Origin of the sequence: Labrys sedimenti (genome assembly GCF_034424805.1) — a bacterium.
Taxonomy (GTDB): Bacteria; Pseudomonadota; Alphaproteobacteria; order Rhizobiales; family Labraceae; genus Labrys; species Labrys sedimenti.
This window is the reverse complement of record NZ_JAXOUF010000001.1, coordinates 61386-83378: the sequence shown is the minus strand read 5'-3', so window position 1 is coordinate 83378 and position 21993 is coordinate 61386. Positions and strand designations below refer to the sequence as shown.

At 62.2% G+C, this 21993-nt stretch carries 19 protein-coding genes and 3 tRNA genes; 1 reads left to right on the top strand and 21 read right to left on the bottom strand.

Annotated elements, in window-relative coordinates; translation table 11 throughout:
- Positions 1-7: 7 nt before the first annotated feature.
- The 12 genes from U1R88_RS00355 to rplJ all read right to left on the bottom strand — a co-directional run bounded on the left by U1R88_RS00355 (position 8) and on the right by rplJ (position 16455).
- Complete coding sequence (locus U1R88_RS00355) at positions 8-304, bottom strand: 50S ribosomal protein L23 (RefSeq protein ID WP_068292055.1); 297 nt, start codon at positions 302-304, stop codon at positions 8-10.
- Entirely contained in the window at positions 301-921 is a 621-nt protein-coding gene (gene rplD / locus U1R88_RS00350; protein WP_068292053.1) for a 50S ribosomal protein L4, read from the bottom strand. Before rplD ends, U1R88_RS00355 begins: the two co-directional genes overlap by 4 nt.
- Positions 922-931: 10 nt before the next feature.
- A complete protein-coding gene (gene rplC / locus U1R88_RS00345) occupies positions 932-1636 on the bottom strand; it encodes a 50S ribosomal protein L3 (protein ID WP_068292051.1) in 705 nt (234 codons plus the stop codon).
- Positions 1637-1667: 31 nt separating this feature from the next.
- Positions 1668-1976, bottom strand: coding sequence for a 30S ribosomal protein S10 (rpsJ, locus tag U1R88_RS00340; protein ID WP_068292049.1), 309 nt, complete (start codon positions 1974-1976; stop codon positions 1668-1670).
- Between the two features lie 69 nt (positions 1977-2045).
- The gene (tuf, locus tag U1R88_RS00335; RefSeq protein WP_322430473.1) at positions 2046-3236 is read right to left on the bottom strand and encodes an elongation factor Tu; all 1191 of its coding nucleotides are present in this window, start codon (positions 3234-3236) and stop codon (positions 2046-2048) included.
- A gap of 54 nt (positions 3237-3290) precedes the next feature.
- Positions 3291-5366 carry an elongation factor G gene (fusA, locus tag U1R88_RS00330; RefSeq protein WP_068299571.1) on the bottom strand — a complete coding sequence of 692 codons (2076 nt, stop codon included), beginning with the start codon at positions 5364-5366 and terminating at the stop codon, positions 3291-3293.
- Between the two features lie 28 nt (positions 5367-5394).
- Positions 5395-5865, bottom strand: a complete 471-nt coding sequence (rpsG, locus tag U1R88_RS00325; protein WP_068299564.1) for a 30S ribosomal protein S7 — start codon at positions 5863-5865, stop codon at positions 5395-5397.
- A gap of 14 nt (positions 5866-5879) precedes the next feature.
- Entirely contained in the window at positions 5880-6251 is a 372-nt protein-coding gene (gene rpsL, locus U1R88_RS00320) for a 30S ribosomal protein S12 (protein WP_068299562.1), read from the bottom strand.
- A 482-nt stretch (positions 6252-6733) separates the two neighbouring features.
- Positions 6734-10936, bottom strand: a complete 4203-nt coding sequence (rpoC, locus tag U1R88_RS00315; RefSeq protein WP_322429511.1) for a DNA-directed RNA polymerase subunit beta' — start codon at positions 10934-10936, stop codon at positions 6734-6736.
- A gap of 134 nt (positions 10937-11070) precedes the next feature.
- Positions 11071-15192 carry a DNA-directed RNA polymerase subunit beta gene (rpoB, locus tag U1R88_RS00310; protein WP_068297475.1) on the bottom strand — a complete coding sequence of 1374 codons (4122 nt, stop codon included), beginning with the start codon at positions 15190-15192 and terminating at the stop codon, positions 11071-11073.
- A 312-nt stretch (positions 15193-15504) separates the two neighbouring features.
- Positions 15505-15882: a 50S ribosomal protein L7/L12 gene (gene rplL / locus U1R88_RS00305; RefSeq protein ID WP_068297478.1), complete on the bottom strand. Its 378-nt coding sequence runs from the start codon at positions 15880-15882 to the stop codon at positions 15505-15507.
- Positions 15883-15936: 54 nt separating this feature from the next.
- Positions 15937-16455, bottom strand: a complete 519-nt coding sequence (gene rplJ / locus U1R88_RS00300; protein ID WP_068297481.1) for a 50S ribosomal protein L10 — start codon at positions 16453-16455, stop codon at positions 15937-15939.
- Positions 16456-17033: 578 nt separating this feature from the next.
- Between rplJ and U1R88_RS00295 the strand changes: the two genes are divergently transcribed.
- The gene (locus tag U1R88_RS00295) at positions 17034-17360 is read left to right on the top strand and encodes a hypothetical protein (protein ID WP_322429510.1); all 327 of its coding nucleotides are present in this window, start codon (positions 17034-17036) and stop codon (positions 17358-17360) included.
- 58 nt (positions 17361-17418) lie between these two features.
- Here the strand turns inward: U1R88_RS00295 and rplA are convergent, their stop codons facing one another.
- From rplA to U1R88_RS00250, 9 genes are all read right to left on the bottom strand, one after another.
- Positions 17419-18117: a 50S ribosomal protein L1 gene (gene rplA / locus U1R88_RS00290; protein WP_068297499.1), complete on the bottom strand. Its 699-nt coding sequence runs from the start codon at positions 18115-18117 to the stop codon at positions 17419-17421.
- 4 nt (positions 18118-18121) lie between these two features.
- Positions 18122-18553 carry a 50S ribosomal protein L11 gene (rplK, locus tag U1R88_RS00285; protein ID WP_105865683.1) on the bottom strand — a complete coding sequence of 144 codons (432 nt, stop codon included), beginning with the start codon at positions 18551-18553 and terminating at the stop codon, positions 18122-18124.
- A 135-nt stretch (positions 18554-18688) separates the two neighbouring features.
- Positions 18689-19222, bottom strand: coding sequence for a transcription termination/antitermination protein NusG (nusG, locus tag U1R88_RS00280; protein ID WP_068297490.1), 534 nt, complete (start codon positions 19220-19222; stop codon positions 18689-18691).
- An 11-nt stretch (positions 19223-19233) separates the two neighbouring features.
- Positions 19234-19431 carry a preprotein translocase subunit SecE gene (gene secE, locus U1R88_RS00275; protein ID WP_068297493.1) on the bottom strand — a complete coding sequence of 66 codons (198 nt, stop codon included), beginning with the start codon at positions 19429-19431 and terminating at the stop codon, positions 19234-19236.
- Positions 19432-19715: 284 nt separating this feature from the next.
- Positions 19716-19791: transfer RNA gene (locus U1R88_RS00270), tRNA-Trp, on the bottom strand.
- 168 nt (positions 19792-19959) lie between these two features.
- Entirely contained in the window at positions 19960-20280 is a 321-nt protein-coding gene (locus tag U1R88_RS00265; protein WP_068297496.1) for a YbjQ family protein, read from the bottom strand.
- A gap of 93 nt (positions 20281-20373) precedes the next feature.
- The gene (tuf, locus tag U1R88_RS00260) at positions 20374-21564 is read right to left on the bottom strand and encodes an elongation factor Tu (RefSeq protein WP_322429509.1); all 1191 of its coding nucleotides are present in this window, start codon (positions 21562-21564) and stop codon (positions 20374-20376) included.
- Between the two features lie 139 nt (positions 21565-21703).
- Positions 21704-21777 (bottom strand) — tRNA-Gly (locus tag U1R88_RS00255).
- Between the two features lie 28 nt (positions 21778-21805).
- Positions 21806-21890: transfer RNA gene (locus U1R88_RS00250), tRNA-Tyr, on the bottom strand.
- Positions 21891-21993: the final 103 nt, after the last annotated feature.

Here is a 21993-nt window from a genome sequence, read left to right as displayed (position 1 = left end):
CCGCGCCTCAGAGGCCCGTCGTCACGTCGATCGTGTGGCCTTCGGCCAGAGTCACGATCGCGCGCTTGACATCGCTCTGAGTGCCCAGAATGCCCTTGAAACGCTTGGTCTTGCCCTTGCGAACGAGCGTATTGACACCCGTCACCTTGACATTGAACAGCTTTTCGACGGCGGCTTTGATCTGCGGCTTGGTCGCATCCGGGGAAACCCGGAACACCACCTGGTTATGTTCCGACTGAGCGGTCGCCTTCTCGGTGATCACCGGCGACACGATCACGTCGTAATGCCTGACATCGGTGCTCATTTGAAGCGCGCCTCCAGCGCATCGACGGCCGCCTTGGTAAGCACGAGGCTGTCACGGCGGAGAATGTCGTAGACGTTGATGCCCTGGACCGGCAGCACATCCACGTTGGGGATGTTGCGGGCGGCCAGTGCGAAGTTCTGGTCGAGTTCGGCGCCGTCGATGATCAGCACATTGGCCAGACCGCGCTTGCCGAAGGTTTCCTTCAGCGCTTTGGTCTTGATCACTTCGGCGACGGCCTTGTCGACGATGATCAGCTGCTGCGTCTTCGCCTTGGACGAAAGCGCATGCTTGAGGCCGAGGGCACGGACCTTCTTGGGCAGATCATGCGCATGAGAGCGCACGACCGGACCGAAGGCGCGACCACCGCCACGGAACTGCGGAGCCGAGGCTGCACCGTGACGAGCACCGCCGGTGCCCTTCTGCTTGTACAGCTTCTTCTTGGTCCGGTTGATTTCGGACCGGCCGAGGGTCTTGTGCGTACCGGCCTGGCGCTTGGCCAGCTGCCAGCGCACGACACGCTGCAGGATGTCGGCGCGCGGCTCGAGACCGAAGATCTCGTCAGACAGCGTGACCGAACCGGCTTCGGAGCCTTCGAGAGTGGTAATTGCGAGTTTCATCGGCTCCTCCTCACTCGCCGGCGGCTGCAGCAGCAGCTTCGGGCAAGCGGAACGCGCCGGGCTTCGGCGCTGCTTCCGGCAGCTGCTTCTTCACGGCGTCGCGCACCAGGATCCAGCCGCCCTTGGCGCCGGGAACGGCACCCTCGACCAGGATCAGGCCACGCTCGACGTCGGTGCGCACGACCTTGAGGTTCAAGGTGGTGATGCGCTCGTCACCCATGTGACCCGCCATCTTCTTGCCGGCGAACGTCTTGCCTGGATCCTGGCGCTGACCGGTCGAACCATGGGCACGATGCGTGATCGAGTTACCATGGCTGGCGCGGTGGCCGGCGAAGTTCCAGCGCTTCATCGAACCGGCAAAACCCTTGCCGATCGACGTGCCCGTGACATCGACGAACTGGCCCGGGACGAAGTGGTCCGCGGTGATCGTCGCGCCAACCGGAATCAGGTCGGCTTCCGGCACGCGGAATTCGACGACCTTACGCTTGGGCTCAACGTTGGCAACAGCGAAGTGGCCGCGCTGCGCCTTGGTCGTGTTCTTGACCTTGGCGAGGCCGGCACCGAGCTGAAGCGCAGTATAGCCGTTCTTATCGTTGGTCCTGTGAGCGACGACCTGGCAATCGTCGAGACGGAGAACCGTGACCGGGACATGCTCGCCAGCGTCGTTATAGACGCGGCTCATGCCGATCTTCTGTGCAATGACACCAGAACGCATGGCGTTCGTTCCTAAGCCTAGAGGAGCCTGATCAGAGCTTGATCTCGACGTCCACGCCTGCGGCGAGGTCGAGCTTCATGAGCGCGTCCACGGTCTGCGGGGTGGGGTCTACGATGTCGAGCAGGCGCTTATGGGTGCGCATCTCGAACTGCTCACGCGATTTCTTGTCCACGTGTGGCGAGCGGTTCACCGTGTACTTTTCGATCCGCGTTGGCAGCGGGATCGGTCCGCGGACGGCGGCGCCAGTGCGCTTGGCCGTCGATACGATCTCGCGGGTCGACGTATCGAGGATACGATGGTCGAACGCCTTGAGACGGATGCGGATGTTCTGGCCGTTCATTGCCCTGACTCCGAAAATTAAGTGGCGCGCCGCTTAACGGCGCGCCGTAAGACGCGCTTTGATAAGCTCTTATTCGATGATGGCGGCGACGACGCCGGCGCCGACGGTACGACCGCCTTCACGGATGGCGAAGCGCAGCTTCTCTTCCATGGCGATCGGCACGATCAGGTTCACTTCCATGGCGATGTTGTCGCCCGGCATCACCATTTCCGTGCCTTCCGGCAGCGTCACCACGCCCGTCACGTCCGTCGTGCGGAAGTAGAACTGCGGACGGTAGTTGCCGAAGAACGGCGTGTGGCGGCCACCCTCTTCCTTGGTCAGGATGTAGGCTTCGGCCTTGAACTTGGTGTGCGGCTTCACGGAGCCGGGCTTGCACAGCACCTGGCCGCGCTCCACGTCCTCACGCTTGGTGCCGCGCAGCAGCGCGCCGATGTTGTCGCCGGCCTGGCCCTGGTCGAGCAGCTTGCGGAACATCTCGACGCCCGTGACGGTCGTCTTCTGCGTGGCGCGGATGCCGACGATCTCGACTTCCTCGCCAACCTTGACGATGCCGCGCTCGACACGGCCGGTCACCACGGTGCCACGGCCCGAGATCGAGAACACGTCTTCGACCGGCATCAGGAAGGGCTGGTCGATCGGACGCTCCGGCTGCGGAATGTAGTCGTCAACCGTCTGCATCAGAGCCAGGATGGCGTCGTGGCCGATGGCCTTGTCGCCATTGTCCAGCGCAACCTTGGCCGAGCCCTTGGTGATCGGAATGTCGTCGCCGGGGAACTCGTACTTCGACAGAAGCTCGCGAACTTCCATCTCGACCAGTTCGAGCAGTTCCGGATCGTCGACCAGGTCGACCTTGTTCAGGAACACCACCAGCGCGGGAACGCCGACCTGGCGGGCCAAGAGGATGTGCTCGCGGGTCTGCGGCATCGGGCCGTCAGCCGCCGACACGACCAAGATCGCGCCGTCCATCTGCGCCGCGCCCGTGATCATGTTCTTCACATAGTCGGCGTGGCCGGGGCAGTCGACGTGAGCATAGTGGCGGTTCTTCGTTTCGTACTCGACGTGCGCCGTCGAGATCGTGATGCCGCGAGCCTTCTCTTCCGGAGCCTTGTCGATCTGGTCATACGCCGTGAACGTCGCACCGCCCGTCTCGGCAAGAACCTTCGTGATCGCCGCCGTCAGCGACGTCTTGCCATGGTCAACGTGACCAATCGTGCCGATGTTGCAGTGCGGCTTGTTGCGTTCAAATTTCTCTTTGGCCATCGGGGCCTCCTTCACCTGTCGCCGAAACGGCGGATGAAACTCAAATCAAGGGGATCAGGCGTACTTCGCCTGGATTTCAGCAGCGACGTTGGACGGCGCCTGTTCGTAATGATCGAACTGCATCGTGTAGCTGGCGCGGCCCTGGGTGAAGGAGCGCAGCTGGTTGACGTAGCCGAACATGTTCATGAGCGGAACCATGGCATTCACGACATTCGCGTTGCCGCGCATGTCCTGGCCCTGGATCTGTCCACGCCGGGAGTTGAGATCGCCGATGACCGAGCCGGTATATTCTTCCGGAGTCACGACCTCGACCTTCATGATCGGCTCGAGCAGAACCGAACCGCCCTTCTGCAGGGCTTCACGGAAGGCCGCACGCGAGGCGATTTCGAAGGCAAGTGCCGACGAGTCGACTTCGTGGAAGGCACCGTCGATCAGCGTCACCTTGACGTCGACCACCGGGAAGCCGGCAACGATGCCCGCGCCCAGAACCGAGTTGAGGCCCTTCTCGACGCCGGGGATGTATTCCTTCGGCACCGAACCGCCAATGATCTTCGACTCGAACTCGAAGCCCTTGCCGGGCTCGTTCGGCTCGACGATGAACTTGACGCGAGCGAACTGGCCGGTACCGCCGGTCTGCTTCTTGTGCGTGTAGTCGATCTCGGCCCGCTTGGTGATCTTCTCACGGAAGGCCACCTGCGGCGCGCCGACATTGACCTCGACCTTGTGGGTGCGACGCAGAATGTCGACCTTGATGTCGAGATGGAGTTCGCCCATGCCCTTGATGATGGTCTGGCCGGATTCCTGGTCGGTCGACACGCGGAAGGACGGATCCTCCGAAGCGAGCTTGATCAGGGCCAGCGCCATCTTTTCCTGGTCGGCCTTGGTCTTGGGCTCGATCGCCATTTCGATGACCGGCTCAGGGAATTCCATACGCTCCAGGATGACCGGATGCGCGGGGTCGCACAGCGTGTCGCCGGTGCGGGTATCCTTGAGGCCGACCAGAGCGACGATGTCGCCGGCATAGGCTTCGGCGATTTCCTCGCGGTTGTTGGCATGCATGAGCACCATGCGGCCAACGCGCTCGCTCTTCTCGCGGCTGGAGTTGAGCAGCGAAACGCCCTTCTCGAGCTTGCCCGAATAGATGCGGCAGAAGGTCAGGACGCCATACTGGTCGTCCATGATCTTGAAGCCAAGGAGCGAAAGCGGCTCGGCGTCCGAGGACTTGCGCTCGACTTCTTCTTCGGTTTTGGGGTCGATGCCCTTGATGGCGGGCACGTCCACCGGCGACGGCAGATAGTCGACCACTGCATCAAGAAGCGTCTGCACGCCCTTGTTCTTGAAGGCAGAACCAGCAAGCACGGGATAGAAGGCGCCGGTGAGGACGGCTTTGCGGATCAGGCGCTTCAGGGTTGCTTCATCCGGCTCCTGGCCGTCGAAGAAGGCGGCGAGAGCGTCGTCATCGAGTTCCACAGCAGCTTCGATGAGCATGTTGCGGTACTCGTTGGCCTTCTCGACCATGTCTTCCGGGATCGGCAGGTTGGCGTCGAATTCGGCGCCCAGCGATTCACCCGACCAGATCACGGCCTTCATGCGAACGAGATCGATGATGCCCTTGAAGTTCGACTCCGAACCGATCGGCAACTGAATGGCAATCGGCTTGGCGCCGAGGCGCTTCACGATGTCGTCGAGGCACTTGTAGAAGTCAGCACCCGTCTTATCCATCTTGTTGGCGAAGACGATACGCGGAACCTTGTACTTGTCACCCTGGCGCCAGACGGTCTCGGTCTGAGGCTCGACGCCCTGGTTGGAGTCGAGCACGCAGACGGCACCGTCAAGCACGCGCAGCGAGCGTTCGACTTCGATGGTGAAGTCGACGTGCCCGGGGGTGTCGATGATGTTGAGGCGCTTGCCAGCCCACAGAGCGGTCGTCGCGGCGGACGTAATCGTGATGCCGCGCTCCTGCTCCTGGGTCATGAAGTCCATCGTGGCGGCGCCGTCATGGACTTCGCCGATCTTGTGGGACTTACCGGTGTAGTAAAGGATCCGCTCGGTCGTCGTGGTCTTACCGGCGTCGATGTGCGCCATAATACCAAAATTGCGGTAGTCCTCGATCGCGTGCGTACGGGCCATCGTGTGATCCTCGATCCTGCTTCCAGCCTTACCAGCGGTAATGCGAGAAGGCGCGGTTGGCCTCGGCCATCCGGTGCGTGTCTTCGCGTTTCTTCACGGCGTTGCCGCGGTTGTTGGAGGCGTCGAGCAGCTCGCCCGACAGCTTCTCTTCCATGGTCTTCTCGTTGCGGTTGCGGGCCGCGCTGAGGATCCAACGGATGGCGAGAGCCTGACGGCGCTCCGGGCGAACTTCGACCGGGACCTGATAGGTCGCACCACCGACGCGGCGGGAGCGAACTTCGATCGCCGGAGCGACATTCGACAAGGCCGTCTGGAACACCGTGATCGGGCTCTGCTTGGCCTTGGCTTCAATGGTGTCGAAAGCGTCGTAGACGATCTTTTCGGCAACCGACTTCTTGCCATCATACATGATGGCATTCATGAACTTGGTCACGACGAGATCACCGAACTTCGGATCCGGAATGATCTCACGCTTTTCTGCACGATGGCGACGGGACATGGTGAAATCTTCCCTTATTTCGGACGCTTCGCGCCGTACTTCGAACGACGCTGCTTACGGTTCTTGACACCCTGGGTATCGAGGACACCGCGGAGAATGTGATAGCGGACGCCGGGCAAGTCCTTCACGCGGCCGCCGCGGATCATGACCACGGAATGCTCCTGAAGGTTATGGCCTTCGCCGGGGATGTAGCCGATGACCTCAAAGCCATTGGTGAGACGCACCTTGGCAACCTTACGCAAAGCCGAGTTCGGCTTCTTCGGGGTCGTCGTATACACGCGAGTGCACACACCGCGCTTCTGCGGGCATGCTTCCAGGTGGCGCGCCTTCTCGCGATACACTTTCGGTTCGCGCGGCTTGCGGATCAGCTGGCTAATGGTTGGCATCGTTCGCCCTTCAACATCGATTAGTACGCCCTTACGAACGCACTGCTTTGCCCTGCGTGAACAACCACGCAAAACGAAACCGCGCCAGCTTCCCTTTTGAGGGATGCAAGCGCGACACCCACAGAGGATCGCAACGCAGGGCGTGACGATCATGACCGGAACTGTGTCTGGTAGTCCGGAGGCAGCGTTTAAGAACTCAGTTCCGCGTCTTGTCGACAGCAGGAACAATACGTCTTACGGCCCGCCCTGAAAGTGAAGTGGTCTTTAACGGCCGACTCGCCTGTCGTCAAGCACGAAGCGTGTCAAAATCGCCAATAGATGCGGTTTTGGCGGCGATAGGAGCTTCTGCATAGCCCCTTTGCCGTTTTGCATGGCTTGAAGCCGGAGAGACTCCCTTCCTCCGCCACGAGCACGCCTGCCTCAAAGACGAAAGGGCGGCCCTTGCGAGCCGCCCTTCCATTCAACCGTTCGGTTGAATTTTCCTACTCCGCCGCGGGCAGAGCCACCACTTCGGCATCGCCTGCCGGTGCGGCGGGAACGCCGGCCTCGGCCTGCTTCTGCTGCAGGATGAGGTCGTCGCGGCGCTTGGCGATCTCGCGGACCCGCGCGATCTGGGCGCCGGTGCCGGCCGGGATGAGACGGCCGACGATGACGTTCTCCTTGAGGCCCTCCAGCGTGTCCGACTTGCCGTTGACGGCAGCTTCGGTGAGCACGCGGGTGGTCTCCTGGAACGAGGCGGCCGAGATGAACGAACGCGTCTGCAGCGAAGCCTTGGTGATACCGAGCAGCACCGGATGGCCGACTGCGGGCTTGCGGCCTTCTTCGACCGCCTTGAGGTTGGCCGCCTCGAACTCGATGCGGTCGACCTGCTCGCTGGGCAGGAACTCGGTCTCACCGGCGTCGGTGACCTCGATCTTCTGCAGCATCTGCCGGACGATCACTTCGATGTGCTTGTCGTTAATCTGCACGCCCTGCAAGCGGTAGACTTCCTGGATCTCGTTGACCAGGTAAGCCGCCAGTTCCTCGACGCCCTTGACCGCCAGAATATCATGCGGGGCCGGGTTGCCGTCGACGATGAAGTCACCCTTCTCGACGACGTCGCCGTCCTGGAGATGGATGTGCTTGCCCTTCGGGATCAGATATTCGACCGGCTCCTGATCAGCCTCATGCGGCTGGATCACGAGACGACGCTTGTTCTTGTAGTCGCGGCCGAACTGGATCGTGCCGGTGATCTCGGCGATGATCGCCGCATCCTTCGGACGACGGGCCTCGAACAGCTCCGCCACGCGCGGCAGACCGCCCGTGATGTCGCGGGTCTTGGCGCTTTCCAGCGGCACGCGGGCAATGACGTCGCCAGCATTCACCTTCGAGCCGGGGTCGACCGAGATGACGGATTCAGCCGCCAGGAAGTAGCGGGCGTCGCCGCCACGCGACAGCTTGGCGATCTTGCCATCGCCACCCTTGATCACCAGGGCCGGACGCAGATCCGCCGAACGGCTCGAGGTCCGCCAGTCGGAGACGACGCGCTTGGTGATGCCGGTCGACTCGTCGGCGCTCTCGTTGACCGAGATGCCATCGACCAGATCCTCATAGCCGATCACGCCGTCGAGTTCGGTGATCACCGGGCGGGTATAGGGATCCCACTCGGCAATGCGCTGGCCGCGCTTGATCTTGTCGCCGTCGTCCACCTTGATGCGGGCACCGTAGGGGACGCGGTTGACCGAACGCTCCGTGCCGTCATGGTCGAGGACGACGACAGCCAGGTTACGCGCCATGGCGATCAGCTCGCCATCCGAATTGCGCACGACGTTGCGGTTACGGATCTTGACCGTGCCCTCGAAGGTCGACTCGATGTTCGACTGCTCGTTGATCTGCGCCGCGCCGCCGATGTGGAAGGTACGCATGGTGAGCTGCGTGCCCGGTTCACCGATCGACTGCGCCGCAATGACGCCGACGGCCTCGCCCATGTTGACGCGCGTACCGCGTGCCAGATCGCGACCATAGCAGGTGGCGCAGACGCCGTTCTTGGTCTCGCAGGTGAGCACCGAACGGATCTTGATCTCCTGCAGGCCCGAAGCGGCGATCAGGTCGACAGCCTTTTCGTCGATCATCTCGCCCATCGGCACGATGACGGTACCGGTCGAGGGGTCGGTGATGTTCTCGGCGGCGGTACGACCGAGGACACGAATGCCCAGCGAAGCCACGACCTGGCCCGCATCGACGATCGCACGCACGCCGATGCCGCCCTGCGAGCCGCAATCGGTTTCGGTGATGATCGAATCCTGGGCGACGTCGACGAGACGACGGGTCAGGTAACCCGAGTTCGCCGTCTTCAAGGCGGTGTCGGCCAGACCCTTGCGGGCGCCGTGGGTCGAGTTGAAGTACTCGAGCACGGTCAGGCCTTCCTTGAAGTTCGAGATGATCGGCGTCTCGATGATCTCGCCCGACGGCTTGGCCATCAGGCCGCGCATGGCGCCGAGCTGGCGCATCTGAGCAGGCGAGCCACGAGCCGAGGAATGCGCCATCATGTAGATGGAGTTGATCGGCTTGTCGCGGCCGCTATCGTCCTTCTTCACGGCCGAAATGCGATCCATCATCTCCTTGGCGAGACGATCGGCGCACTTCGCCCAGGCGTCGACGACCTTGTTGTACTTTTCGCCCTGGGTGATCAGGCCGTCATTGTACTGCTGCTCATAGTCCTTCGCCAAAGCGTCGGTCTCGGCGACGATCTTCCACTTGTTGTCCGGCACGACGATGTCGTCCTTGCCGAAGGAAATGCCCGCCTTGAAGGCGTTGGAGAAGCCGAGCGTCATGATGCGGTCGCAGAAGATGACCGCTTCCTTCTGGCCGACGTTACGATAGACGACGTCGATGAGGGCGGAGATCGCCTTCTTCGTCATCAGATTGTTGGCGGCCTCGAAGGAGATCTTCGGATTCTTCGGCAGCAGCTCGGCCAGCTTCACGCGGCCGGGCGTGGTGTCGTAGATCTTGCTGACCTCGTTGCCCTCGGCATCGACGCCCTTCCAGCGCCACTTGATCTTGGAGTGCAGCGTGACGACCTTGTTGTCGATCGCGTGATCGAGTTCGCCGACATTGCCGAACACCATGCCCTGTCCGGGCTCGCCGTCCGACATCAGCGTCACGTAATACAGACCTAGCACGACGTCCTGCGACGGCACGATGATCGGCTGACCGTTGGCCGGATGCAGGATGTTGTTGGTCGACATCATCAGGACGCGCGCTTCCAGCTGCGCTTCGAGCGACAGCGGGACGTGCACGGCCATCTGGTCACCGTCGAAGTCCGCGTTGAAGGCCGTGCAGACCAGCGGATGCAGCTGGATGGCCTTGCCTTCGATCAGCACCGGCTCGAAGGCCTGGATGCCGAGGCGGTGCAGCGTCGGAGCGCGGTTGAGCAGCACCGGATGCTCACGGATGACCTCGTCGAGGATATCCCAGACTTCCGGCTTTTCCTTCTCGACCAGCTTCTTGGCCTGCTTGACGGTCGCCGACAGGCCCTTCGCGTCGAGGCGCGAATAAATGAAGGGCTTGAACAGCTCCAGCGCCATCTTCTTGGGCAGGCCGCACTGATGCAGCTTCAGCTCGGGACCGACGACGATCACCGAACGGCCGGAATAGTCGACGCGCTTGCCGAGCAGGTTCTGGCGGAAGCGGCCCTGCTTGCCCTTCAGCATGTCGGACAGCGACTTCAGCGGACGCTTGTTGGCGCCCGTGATGACGCGACCGCGGCGGCCGTTGTCGAAGAGCGCGTCCACTGCTTCCTGCAGCATGCGCTTTTCGTTGCGGATGATGATATCAGGCGCACGCAGCTCAATCAGCCGCTTCAAGCGGTTGTTGCGGTTGATGACGCGGCGATAGAGATCGTTAAGGTCCGAGGTCGCGAAGCGGCCGCCGTCCAGCGGCACGAGCGGACGCAGATCCGGCGGGATCACCGGCACGGCCGTCAGGATCATCCATTCGGGCTTGTTGCCCGACTGGATGAAGGCCTCAATGATCTTCAGGCGCTTGGCGAGCTTCTTGGGCTTGAGCTCGGAGGTGGACTCGGCGATCTCGACGCGCAGGTCCGCCGCGATCTTCTCCAGATCCATGGCGCGCAGCATCTCGCGGATGGCCTCGGCACCGATCATGGCGGTGAACGAGTCCTCGCCATACTCGTCCTGGGCGCGCGCATACTCATCCTCGGAGAGGAGCTGACGCTCCTTCAGCGGGGTGAGGCCGGGCTCGATCACGACGTAATATTCGAAGTACAGGATGCGCTCGAGATCCTTGAGCGTCATGTCCATCAACAGGCCGATGCGGCTCGGCAGCGACTTCAGGAACCAGATATGGGCGACGGGCGCGGCGAGCTCGATATGGCCCATACGCTCACGGCGGACGCGCGACAGCGTGACTTCCACGCCGCACTTCTCGCAGATGACACCCTTGTACTTCATGCGCTTGTACTTGCCGCACAAGCATTCGTAGTCCTTGATCGGTCCGAAGATGCGCGCGCAGAACAGGCCGTCACGCTCGGGCTTGAACGTACGGTAATTGATGGTCTCAGGCTTCTTGATCTCGCCGTAGGACCACGAAAGAATCTTTTCCGGCGAAGCGATCGAGATCTTGATCTGATCGAAGGTCTGCGGCTGCGCTACGGGGTTGAAGAGATTCATGACCTCTTGGTTCATGGCCGTCTCCAGGTTTGCGCTAAGGCGGGGCCAACGCCCCTGCCCGCGCGGATAAAATTGGGGGGCGGGTCTTCAGACCCGCCTCATTCGCGGCACGGTCACGGCGGGTCCGAAGACCCGCCTCCCGGGCAATGTCACTCGGCAGCCTCGGCCGGCGGCAGCATCTGGTCGGCGTTGCGCAGGCCGGTGAGCTCGACGTTGAGGCCCAGCGAACGCATTTCCTTGACCAGAACGTTGAACGATTCCGGGATGCCCGCCTCGAAGGTGTCGTCGCCACGCACGATGGCCTCGTAGACCTTGGTACGGCCCGCCACGTCGTCGGACTTGACGGTGAGCATCTCCTGCAGCGTGTAGGCGGCGCCATAGGCTTCGAGGGCCCACACCTCCATTTCGCCGAAGCGCTGGCCGCCGAACTGCGCCTTGCCACCCAGCGGCTGCTGCGTGACCAGCGAGTACGGACCGATCGAACGGGCGTGGATCTTGTCGTCGACCAGATGGTGCAGCTTCAGCATGTAGATGTAGCCGACTGTCACCTTGCGGTCGAAGGGGTTGCCCGTGCGTCCGTCATAGAGCTGCACCTGACCCGAAGCGTCATGGCCAGCCATCTTGAGGAAGTCGACGATGTCGCTTTCCTTGGCACCGTCGAAGACCGGGGTCGCGATCGGCACGCCGCGGCGAAGCGTCGAGGACATGTCGACGAGCTCACGCTCGTCCATGGACTCGATTTCCTCGTTGTTACCGTAGATGCGGTCGAGCGTATTCTTGAGCTGGCTGGCCCCCTTGCCCTTCTTGTAGGCATCGATGGCCTGGCCGACGAGCTTGCCGAGGCCAGCAGCCGCCCAACCCATATGGGTTTCGAGAATCTGACCGACATTCATGCGGCTCGGAACGCCCAGCGGGTTGAGCACGATGTCGACCGGCGTGCCATCCTCGAGGAAGGGCATGTCTTCGATCGGCATGATGCGCGAGACCACGCCCTTGTTGCCGTGACGGCCGGCCATCTTGTCGCCCGGCTGGATCTTGCGCTTCACGGCGACGAAGACCTTGACCATCTTCATCACGCCGGGCGGCAGCTCGTCGCCGCGCTGCAGCTTCTCGACCTTGTCCAGGAAGCGCTGTTCGAGGCGCTTCTTGGATTCGTCGTACTGCTTGCGCATGGCCTCGACTTCGCTCATCAGCGCGTCGTCGGCCACGGCGAAGTTCCACCACTGCGAGCGCGGATACTCCTGCATCACGTCAGCAGTGAGCACCGTCTCCTTCTTGAAGCCCTTCGGCCCGCCGATCGCCGCCTTGCCTTCCAGCATCTCGACGAGACGCTGATAGACGTTGCGGTCGAGGATCGCCTGCTCGTCGTCGCGGTCCTTGGCCAGGCGCTCGATCTCCTCGCGCTCGATCGCCTGGGCGCGCTCGTCCTTGTCGACGCCGTGGCGGTTGAACACGCGCACTTCGACGATGGTGCCGGTGACGCCCGGGGGCACGCGCAGCGAGGTGTCGCGCACGTCGGAGGCCTTTTCGCCGAAGATGGCGCGCAGGAGCTTTTCTTCCGGCGTCATCGGGCTCTCGCCCTTCGGCGTGATCTTGCCGACGAGGATGTCGCCCGCCTGCACTTCGGCACCGATATAGACGATACCGGCTTCGTCCAGGTTCTTCAGCGCTTCTTCCGAGACGTTCGGAATGTCGCGCGTGATTTCTTCCGGACCCAGCTTGGTATCGCGGGCCATCACTTCGAACTCGTCGATGTGGATCGAGGTGAACACGTCCTCCTTGGCGATGTTCTCGCTGAGCAGGATGGAGTCCTCGAAGTTGTAGCCGTTCCAGGGCATGAAGGCGACAAGGACGTTGCGGCCGAGCGCCAGCTCGCCGAGCTCGGTCGAAGGACCGTCGGCAATGATGTCGCCCTTCCTGACCACGTCACCCACGCGCACCAGCGGCTTCTGCGTGATGCAGGTCGACTGGTTGGAACGCTGGAACTTCATCAGGCGGTAGATGTCGACGCCCGACTGGGTCGGATCGAGATCGGCGGTGGCGCGGATGACGATACGCGTCGCGTCGATCTGGTCGACGATGCCGGTGCGGCGAGCGGCGATCGCGGCGCCCGAGTCGCGGGCCACTACGCTCTCCATGCCGGTGCCGACGAACGGCGCATCGGCGCGCACCAGCGGCACGGCCTGACGCTGCATGTTCGCACCCATCAGCGCGCGGTTGGCGTCGTCATTCTCGATGAAGGGAATGAGCGCCGCAGCGACGGAGACGAGCTGCTTGGGCGACACGTCCATGTAGTCGACGCGGTCGGGCGTGACCATGACGTTCTCGCCGGCATGGCGGCAGACCACGAAGTCCTCGGTGAGGCGGCCTTCCTGGTCGACCGGGATGTTGGCCTGGGCGACGTAGTACTTGCCCTCTTCCATCGCCGACAGATAGACGACCTCGGGCGTGACCTTGCTGTCGCGGACGCGACGGTAGGGCGCCTCGATGAAGCCGTACTTGTTGACGCGCGCAAAGGTCGCCAGCGAGTTGATCAGACCGATATTCGGGCCTTCCGGCGTCTCGATCGGGCAGATGCGGCCATAATGCGTGGGATGCACGTCGCGGACTTCGAAGCCGGCACGCTCGCGGGTCAGACCGCCCGGGCCAAGGGCCGACAGGCGGCGCTTGTGGGTGATTTCCGACAGCGGGTTGGTCTGGTCCATGAACTGCGAGAGCTGCGAGGAACCGAAGAACTCGCGCACGGCGGCAGCCGCCGGCTTGGCGTTGATCAGGTCCTGCGGCATCACGGTGTCGACGTCGACCGAGGACATGCGTTCCTTGATGGCGCGCTCCATACGCAGCAGGCCCACGCGATACTGATTTTCCATCAGTTCGCCGACCGAACGCACGCGGCGGTTGCCGAGATGGTCGATGTCGTCGATCTCGCCCTTGCCGTCACGCAGGTCCACCAGCGTCCTGACCACAGCCAGGATGTCGTCCTTGCGCAGCACGCGCACGGTGTCCTCGGCGTCGAGGTCGAGGCGCATGTTCATCTTGACGCGGCCGACCGAGGAGAGGTCGTAGCGCTCGGCATCGAAGAAGAGCGACTGGAACATCGCCTCGGCGGAGTCGATGGTCGGCGGCTCGCCCGGGCGCATCACGCGATAGATGTCGAACAGGGCCTCTTCGCGCGAGTTGTTCTTGTCGACCGCCAGCGTGTTGCGGATATAGCCGCCAACGGTGACGTGGTCGATGTCGAGCACCGGGATCTCGTCGAAGCCCTCGTCACCGAGCAGCTTGAGGTTCTTCTCGCTGAGCTCGTCGCCGGCTTCCAGATAGATCTCGCCGGTATTCAGATTGACGATGTCCTCGGCGACATAACGGCCGATCAGGTCCTCATCCGTGACGCGCAGGGCCTTGAGGCCCTTCTCGGCCAGGGCGCGTGCCGAACGCGCCGTCAGCTTCTTGCCGGACTCGACCACGATCTCGCCGGTATCGGCGTCGATGAAGTCGGTGGTCGGCTTGACGCCCTTCAGACGGTTCCAGTCGTATGGAACGCGCCAGCCATCCTTGTCGCGGACATAGGTGATGGAATTGTAGAAGGTGCGCAGAATTTCCTCGCCGTCCATGCCGAGGGCGAACAGCAGCGAGGAGACCGGGATCTTGCGGCGGCGGTCGATACGGGCATGCACGATGTCCTTGGCATCGAACTCGATGTCGAGCCAGGAACCGCGATAGGGAATGATGCGGGCCGCGAACAGAAGCTTGCCCGAGGAATGGGTCTTGCCCTTGTCGTGATCGAAGAACACGCCCGGCGAACGGTGCATCTGGGAGACGATGACGCGCTCGGTGCCGTTGACGATGAAGGTGCCATTCGAGGTCATGAGCGGCATGTCGCCCATGTAGACATCCTGCTCCTTGATGTCCTTGACGGAGCGGGCGCCGGTTTCCTCGTCGACATCGAACACGATCAGGCGCAGCGTCACCTTGAGGGGTGCGGCGAAGGTCATGCCACGCTGGCGGCACTCATCGACGTCATATTTCGGCGCTTCGAATTCATAGCGGACGAATTCGAGCATCGCCTTGTTGGAAAAGTCCGAGATCGGGAAGACCGACTTGAAGACGGTCTGCAATCCCTCATCCGTCCGCCCGCCATCTGGCTCAAAGACCTGGAGAAACTGGTCATAGGAAGCCTTCTGAACCTCGATCAGGTTCGGCATCGTCGCGACTTCGCGGATCTTTCCGAAAAACCGGCGGACGCGCTTGCGGGCATTGGTCGTCTGAGCCATGTGGTCCTCGTCCTTTCAAGCAAGCCCGGCGCCACCGCACCGCTCCTGCAGGCATTGATTGCGCGAGGAAGATGTTCCTTCCCCGCCTGGCACCGCCCCGCTGTCGCGGACCGACGCTGAAACTTCCGGCCGGGACACCCGGCCTTTACCGTTCTCGTCACGGCAGACCGGAAAATCCCAGGAGGCTGCGCCTCGAAGATTCTCTGGTCCGCCGTTCCGGCGCCCAGGCCAGGTCCTGCTGGAGGTTGGCCTAAAACGCCGAAAAGGCCCCGGGGGAAAACCCCGGAGCCAAAACGCCTGAAGCAAGCTCTCTTACTTGAGCTCGACCTTGGCGCCGACCTTCTCGAGGGCGGCCTTGATCTTGTCGGCTTCTTCCTTGGCAACGGCTTCCTTGACCGGCTTCGGAGCAGCTTCGACCAAGTCCTTGGCTTCCTTGAGGCCGAGGCCGGTGATCGCGCGGACTTCCTTGATGACCTCGATCTTCTTGTCGCCGGCAGCAGCCAGAACGACGGTGAACTCGGTCTGGGCTTCAGCAGCCGGAGCAGCGGCAGCAGCGCCGGGAGCAGCAGCGACGGCAACAGCCGCAGCAGCCGAAACGCCCCACTTCTCTTCCAGGGCCTTGGCGAGGTCGGCAGCCTCGAGCACGGTCAGGCTCGACAGGTCTTCAACAAGCTTTTCAATCTTGGACATTGTCCATAATCCTTGGTTTTGGTTCGTACCGGTTTAATCGGGTTGCGAACGGCCTTACGCCGCTTCGTCTTGCTTGGCATAGGCTCCGAACACGCGAGCCAGCTTGGCAGCCGGTGCGTTGACGACCTGAGCGATCTTGGTAGCCGGGGCCTGGATGAGGCCGATCAGCTTGGCGCGCAGTTCGTCCAGAGACGGCAAGGTCGCAAGCGCCTTGACACCGTTCTGGTCCAGAGAGGTCTTGCCCATCGCGCCGCCGAGGATCACGAACTTGTCGTGGGCCTTGGCGAAATCGACGGCGACCTTGGGTGCAGCCACCGGATCGCTCGAATAAGCGATCAGGGTCGGGCCCTTCATGAGGGGCGCGATAGAGGCCACATCCGTGCCATCAAGAGCGATCTTGGCGAGGCGGTTCTTCGCGACCTTCACAGTCGCGCCAGCCTGCTTCATCTGCTTGCGCAGGTTCTGCATCTGGGCGACGGTCAGGCCGGAATAGTGAGCTACGACGACAACCCCAGTGGTCGTGAAGACCTCCTGGAGAAAGCCGATGAACTCCTGCTTTTCCGCTCTTTCCACGTTGCTCTCTCCGGTTGCAGCTTTCCGAAATTGGTGGGAAAGCCGACCGTTGCACTTGCCGCCTTCCGGGCACCGGCGAACCGGAGCTTTGGCGAAGGCGACGCTCGATTGCCTGTCCCTCGCCGTCATGCCTGCGTCAAAATGACACAGACCATTAGGACGAGTGAGTCGGATCGAACCAATTCACGAGGCAGCCGCGAGGCGGACACCGAAAACCGGTCTTCCCCGTCTATGCAGGCCAAAAGGAGCGCTTTTAACGGCCTCTCCTGGCAATTAAGCAGGTTTCCCTGCGCCTGCAGTCTCGGACAGGACATGGCCGTCAAGGTTCGAAAACCCAGCCGGCCAGTCAGCCGTCCAAATTGCTTCGGACAGCAAAAATCCCGGGCTGTTTACACATCCCAGGGTCATGAACCTTTGATCAGTTCAGTGAGAACCGCGATATAGTCCCTCCCGGGCGAATTGCCAAGGGGGAATTTTATCGCTGCCCCAATTTTTCAAGGCGCAACCGAAAGACATTGGCGTGCCAATATCGCGAGGCCTTGCTGTCTCAGAATAGCAGGGCGATGGAGAGGTACAAGTTGGAAATCCCGCGAGCGACGATCGATTGCCTCTTTACGGAAAGCCCGCAAAACGGCGCTGCGCTGGGTTTGCTGGCGCTGATGACGGGTATCAGCGAGCAATGCTACTACGCCGCCTGGATGTCAGATCTGGAATATGCTCTTTGGCAAATCGCCCCGGAGACCTCGTACGGGCACGGTACGATAACAGCGAGACAGGCACAGCTCCTGCGTCTTCTGGCCGAAGAAGCGGATGGTTGGTGGACTTATTCGGAAGATGAGGATGATCCGGTCTTCCTGGATCTTGCGTCATGGCGCGAGAAGGTCGCGTCAAGACCAGCGCAATGATAAAAAACCCCGCCGAAGCAGCTTCGGCGGGGTTCTTGATCTCAACCTGTCAGGTCGATCAGGCGCTGAGCACGCTGGCCGGATCGATCTTCACGCCCGGCCCCATGGTCGAGGACAGGGCGACGCGCTGGACATAGGTGCCCTTGGCGCCGGTCGGCTTGGCCTTGACCACGGCATCGGCGAAAGCCTTGATGTTCTCGGCCAGCTTCTCGGCCGTGAACGAAGCTTTGCCGACAGCACCGTGCACGATGCCGGCCTTCTCGACACGGAACTCGACGGCGCCGCCCTTCGAAGCCTGCACGGCACCGGTGACGTCCATGGTCACCGTACCGACCTTCGGGTTCGGCATCATGCCGCGCGGGCCGAGCACCTTACCCAGACGGCCGACCAGCGGCATCATGTCGGGGGTGGCGATGCAGCGATCGAAGTCGATCTTGCCGCCGTTGACGATCTCGACGAGATCCTCGGCGCCGACCACGTCGGCACCGGCAGCGCGAGCTTCGTCAGCCTTGGCGCCGCGGGCGAACACCGCCACGCGCAGGGTACGACCCGAACCGTTGGGCAGGTTGCACACGCCGCGGACCATCTGGTCGGCATGGCGGGGGTCAACGCCCAGGTTCATGGCGATCTCGACGGTCTCGTCGAACTTGGCCTTGGCGCGGTCCTTGATCAGGGCCACGGCCTCGTCCAGACCGTAAAGCTTGATGCGGTCAATGCCTTCCTTGGCCGCGCGGATACGCTTTCCTTGATGTGCCATCATATCACCCGACGATCTCGAGGCCCATCGACTGGGCGGAACCCTTCACCATGGCCATGGCGGCCTCAACCGTATCGCAGTTGAGATCGGGCAACTTCTTCTCGGCGATCTCACGGATCTGGGCGATCGTGATCTTGCCAGCCTTGGCGCCCTTGCCGGGGGTCTGCGAACCGGACTTGATGCCGGCAGCTTCCTTGACCCAGTAGGACACCGGGGGAAGCTTCAGTTCGAAGGTGAAGGAACGGTCCTGATAGGCCGTGATGATGACCGGGATCGGCATGCCCTTGGTCATCTGCGCGGTCTTCGCATTGAAGGCCTTGCAGAATTCCATGATGTTCAGGCCGCGCTGACCAAGCGCGGGACCGATGGGCGGCGACGGGTTCGCGGCACCGGCCGGAACCTGAAGCTTGACGTAGCCCGTAATTTTCTTCGCCATTTGTTGCTCCTATGCGGGTTGCCCCGCGGTTGTCGGCCATCGTCTCCGATGGCTGGCCACCAATGCGATGGCCGGAGTTTCGCGGTTCGGTTCGGCAAGGCGGCGATGGCCCTGCTTCCCCTCCCGCGTACGGGATCAGACCTTTTCGACCTGCCCGTATTCGAGTTCGACCGGGGTGGCCCGGCCGAAAATGGAAACCGCCACCTTGAGGCGGGCGCGGCTCTCGTCGACTTCCTCGACGATGCCGTTGAAGGAGGCGAAGGGGCCGTCGGCCACCTTGACCTGCTCGCCGACTTCGAAGCTGACGGAGGGTTTGGGACGCTCGACGCCGTCGGCGACCTGCCCCTTGATGCGTTCCGCCTCACGGTCGGGAATCGGCACGGGCTTGGCCTTGTCGGCGCCCAGGAAGCCGGTGACCTTCGGCGTGTTCTTGATGAGGTGATGCACCTCGTCCGTCAGGTCGCACTTCACCAGCACATAGCCGGGGAAGAACTTGCGTTCGGTGTCGACCTTGCGGCCACGGCGAACCTCGACGACCTTCTCGGTCGGCACCAGGATTTCTTCGAACAGGTCGGAGAGCCCACGCTGGGCGACCTGCTCGCGAATCGACTGCGCGACCTTGTTCTCGAAGTTGGAATAGGCGTGAACGATATACCAGCGCTTGGCCATTATGGATTTCCCTAGCGGCCCAGATTCACGATGAAGGAGACGACACGGATCAAAACGGCATCCGTGATCGAAAAGAAGATGGCCATGGCGATGGTGAAGATCACAACCATGAGGGCCGTGATCATGGTCTCCCGGCGGGTGGGCCAGGTGACCTTGTTCGTTTCATTGCGAACCTGTCGCAAGAACTCCATCGGAGTCGTCTTTGCCATCGTTCTACCGCCTTGACCGAAACAAGATTGTTCCGGCACTCATTTCGAAATCCTGCCTCGCAAATGCAAGACCGGGCCTGAGCGGAGCGTGGCGGATGCGGAGATGATCCGACCAGCCAGGCTCTGCGACGACTGTGAACCTCGCAGGCCTTGCCACCCCGCCCTGCGGGCTTGCAAATCCTGTCCGGCCGTTTTTGCCAACACAAAACCGAGGGTGCGGCCAAGCCCCATCCCCCGGCTTTCATGACAGAGCGAAAAAAGCTGAACGCCTCATCCGCGTAAATTGGCAGGGGCAGCAGGGATCGAACCCGCGACCTACGGTTTTGGAGACCGTCGCTCTACCAGCTGAGCTATACCCCTACGCGTTGCTCGCGCGGCGCCTACATAGCCGCGCAAATGATTTGGCGCAATCCCACAGATGGGGATGATCATGTAAATTTTCATCGCCGACCGGGCAGAAGTCCGGCCGACCTGCGCTCGCCGCCCTTTCGTGGCGCCTTTTCAGGCTTCCGCTGCCTCTGACCTCACTCAAACCGGCTCGACGGCCACCGCAGTGCCGTAAGCCAGCACCTCGGTGATTCCGTCCATGATCTCATTGGCATCGTAGCGCATGGCGATGATGGCATTGGCGCCCATCTCCTCGGCATGGCGCACCAGAAGCTCATAAGCCTCCTGCCGGGCCGTTTCCGCCAGGTTGGTATAGACGGACAGCTTGCCGCCGAAGACCGATTGAATGGCACCGCCAATATTGCCGATCACGCTGCGTGAACGCACGGTGATGCCACGCACCACGCCGAAATGCTTCACGACACGGTAGCCTGGGAGATCATTGGTGGTGACGACGATCATGACTTGTTCCTCGAATGCGGATGGAACCAGCAATACAAACAAAAACGGCGCAGCCAAGGCTGCGCCGTTTCGAACTCGAGCTTTCGCCCGGGCTTATTCGATGATGGCGGCGACGACGCCGGCGCCGACGGTACGACCGCCTTCACGGATGGCGAAGCGCAGCTTCTCTTCCATGGCGATCGGCACGATCAGGTTCACTTCCATGGCGATGTTGTCGCCCGGCATCACCATTTCCGTGCCTTCCGGCAGCGTCACCACGCCCGTCACGTCCGTCGTGCGGAAGTAGAACTGCGGACGGTAGTTGCCGAAGAACGGCGTGTGGCGGCCACCCTCTTCCTTGGTCAGGATGTAGGCTTCGGCCTTGAACTTGGTGTGCGGCTTCACGGAGCCGGGCTTGCACAGCACCTGGCCGCGCTCCACGTCCTCACGCTTGGTGCCGCGCAGCAGCGCGCCGATGTTGTCGCCGGCCTGGCCCTGGTCGAGCAGCTTGCGGAACATCTCGACGCCCGTGACGGTCGTCTTCTGCGTGGCGCGGATGCCGACGATCTCGACTTCCTCGCCAACCTTGACGATGCCGCGCTCGACACGGCCGGTCACCACGGTGCCACGGCCCGAGATCGAGAACACGTCTTCGACCGGCATCAGGAAGGGCTGGTCGATCGGACGCTCCGGCTGCGGAATGTAGTCGTCAACCGTCTGCATCAGAGCCAGGATGGCGTCGTGGCCGATGGCCTTGTCGCCATTGTCCAGCGCAACCTTGGCCGAGCCCTTGGTGATCGGAATGTCGTCGCCGGGGAACTCGTACTTCGACAGAAGCTCGCGAACTTCCATCTCGACCAGTTCGAGCAGTTCCGGATCGTCGACCAGGTCGACCTTGTTCAGGAACACCACCAGCGCGGGAACGCCGACCTGGCGGGCCAAGAGGATGTGCTCGCGGGTCTGCGGCATCGGGCCGTCAGCCGCCGACACGACCAAGATCGCGCCGTCCATCTGCGCCGCGCCCGTGATCATGTTCTTCACATAGTCGGCGTGGCCGGGGCAGTCGACGTGAGCATAGTGGCGGTTCTTCGTTTCGTACTCGACGTGCGCCGTCGAGATCGTGATGCCGCGAGCCTTCTCTTCCGGAGCCTTGTCGATCTGGTCATACGCCGTGAACGTCGCACCGCCCGTCTCGGCAAGAACCTTCGTGATCGCCGCCGTCAGCGACGTCTTGCCATGGTCAACGTGACCAATCGTGCCGATGTTGCAGTGCGGCTTCGTGCGTTCAAATTTCTCTTTGGCCATAGCCCCGTTTCCAGCATTGGAGGATTGGGTATTTCGCCGGTGCGAAATATCGGGCGGCTCGATAGGGGTTTTTGCGGCAACGCGCAAGAAGAGAATGGAGCACGAGGCTTGGGTGGCCCGAAATCCGACCGGAAGGGAATGGAGCGGGTGAAGGGAATCGAACCCTCGTATTCAGCTTGGAAGGCTGCTGCTCTACCATTGAGCTACACCCGCAAACCAAGCACAGCACTCCTTGGACGTTTGGTGGAGGGGGTTGGATTCGAACCAACGTAGGCTGAGCCAACGGATTTACAGTCCGTCCCCTTTAACCACTCGGGCACCCCTCCAAAACGTCCTTCCGCAACGCTGTGACGCCGCTGCGAAATCGAAGCGGCCAAGTGGCGCGACCGCGTCGTTCAGAGGGCGCCGTTATGGTGAGGGGATCGGTGC

Bases quoted from the DNA above. Each gene is read 5' to 3' on its own strand.
- secE (WP_068297493.1), bottom strand. From the start codon at position 19,431: ATGGCAAAGACGACTCCGATGGAGTTCTTGCGACAGGTTCGCAATGAA.
- rplA (WP_068297499.1), bottom strand. From the start codon at position 18,117: ATGGCACATCAAGGAAAGCGTATCCGCGCGGCCAAGGAAGGCATTGAC.
- rpsG (WP_068299564.1), bottom strand. From the start codon at position 5,865: ATGTCCCGTCGCCATCGTGCAGAAAAGCGTGAGATCATTCCGGATCCG.
- tuf (WP_322429509.1), bottom strand. From the start codon at position 21,564: ATGGCCAAAGAGAAATTTGAACGCACGAAGCCGCACTGCAACATCGGC.
- nusG (WP_068297490.1), bottom strand. From the start codon at position 19,222: ATGGCCAAGCGCTGGTATATCGTTCACGCCTATTCCAACTTCGAGAAC.
- rplD (WP_068292053.1), bottom strand. From the start codon at position 921: ATGAAACTCGCAATTACCACTCTCGAAGGCTCCGAAGCCGGTTCGGTC.
- rpsJ (WP_068292049.1), bottom strand. From the start codon at position 1,976: ATGAACGGCCAGAACATCCGCATCCGTCTCAAGGCGTTCGACCATCGT.
- U1R88_RS00265 (WP_068297496.1), bottom strand. From the start codon at position 20,280: ATGATCGTCGTCACCACCAATGATCTCCCAGGCTACCGTGTCGTGAAG.
- rplC (WP_068292051.1), bottom strand. From the start codon at position 1,636: ATGCGTTCTGGTGTCATTGCACAGAAGATCGGCATGAGCCGCGTCTAT.
- rpoB (WP_068297475.1), bottom strand. From the start codon at position 15,192: ATGGCTCAGACGACCAATGCCCGCAAGCGCGTCCGCCGGTTTTTCGGA.
- fusA (WP_068299571.1), bottom strand. From the start codon at position 5,366: ATGGCCCGTACGCACGCGATCGAGGACTACCGCAATTTTGGTATTATG.
- rplK (WP_105865683.1), bottom strand. From the start codon at position 18,553: ATGGCGAAGAAAATTACGGGCTACGTCAAGCTTCAGGTTCCGGCCGGT.
- rpsL (WP_068299562.1), bottom strand. From the start codon at position 6,251: ATGCCAACCATTAGCCAGCTGATCCGCAAGCCGCGCGAACCGAAAGTG.
- rpoC (WP_322429511.1), bottom strand. From the start codon at position 10,936: ATGAACCAAGAGGTCATGAATCTCTTCAACCCCGTAGCGCAGCCGCAG.
- U1R88_RS00355 (WP_068292055.1), bottom strand. From the start codon at position 304: ATGAGCACCGATGTCAGGCATTACGACGTGATCGTGTCGCCGGTGATC.
- tuf (WP_322430473.1), bottom strand. From the start codon at position 3,236: ATGGCCAAAGAGAAATTTGAACGCAACAAGCCGCACTGCAACATCGGC.
- rplL (WP_068297478.1), bottom strand. From the start codon at position 15,882: ATGTCCAAGATTGAAAAGCTTGTTGAAGACCTGTCGAGCCTGACCGTG.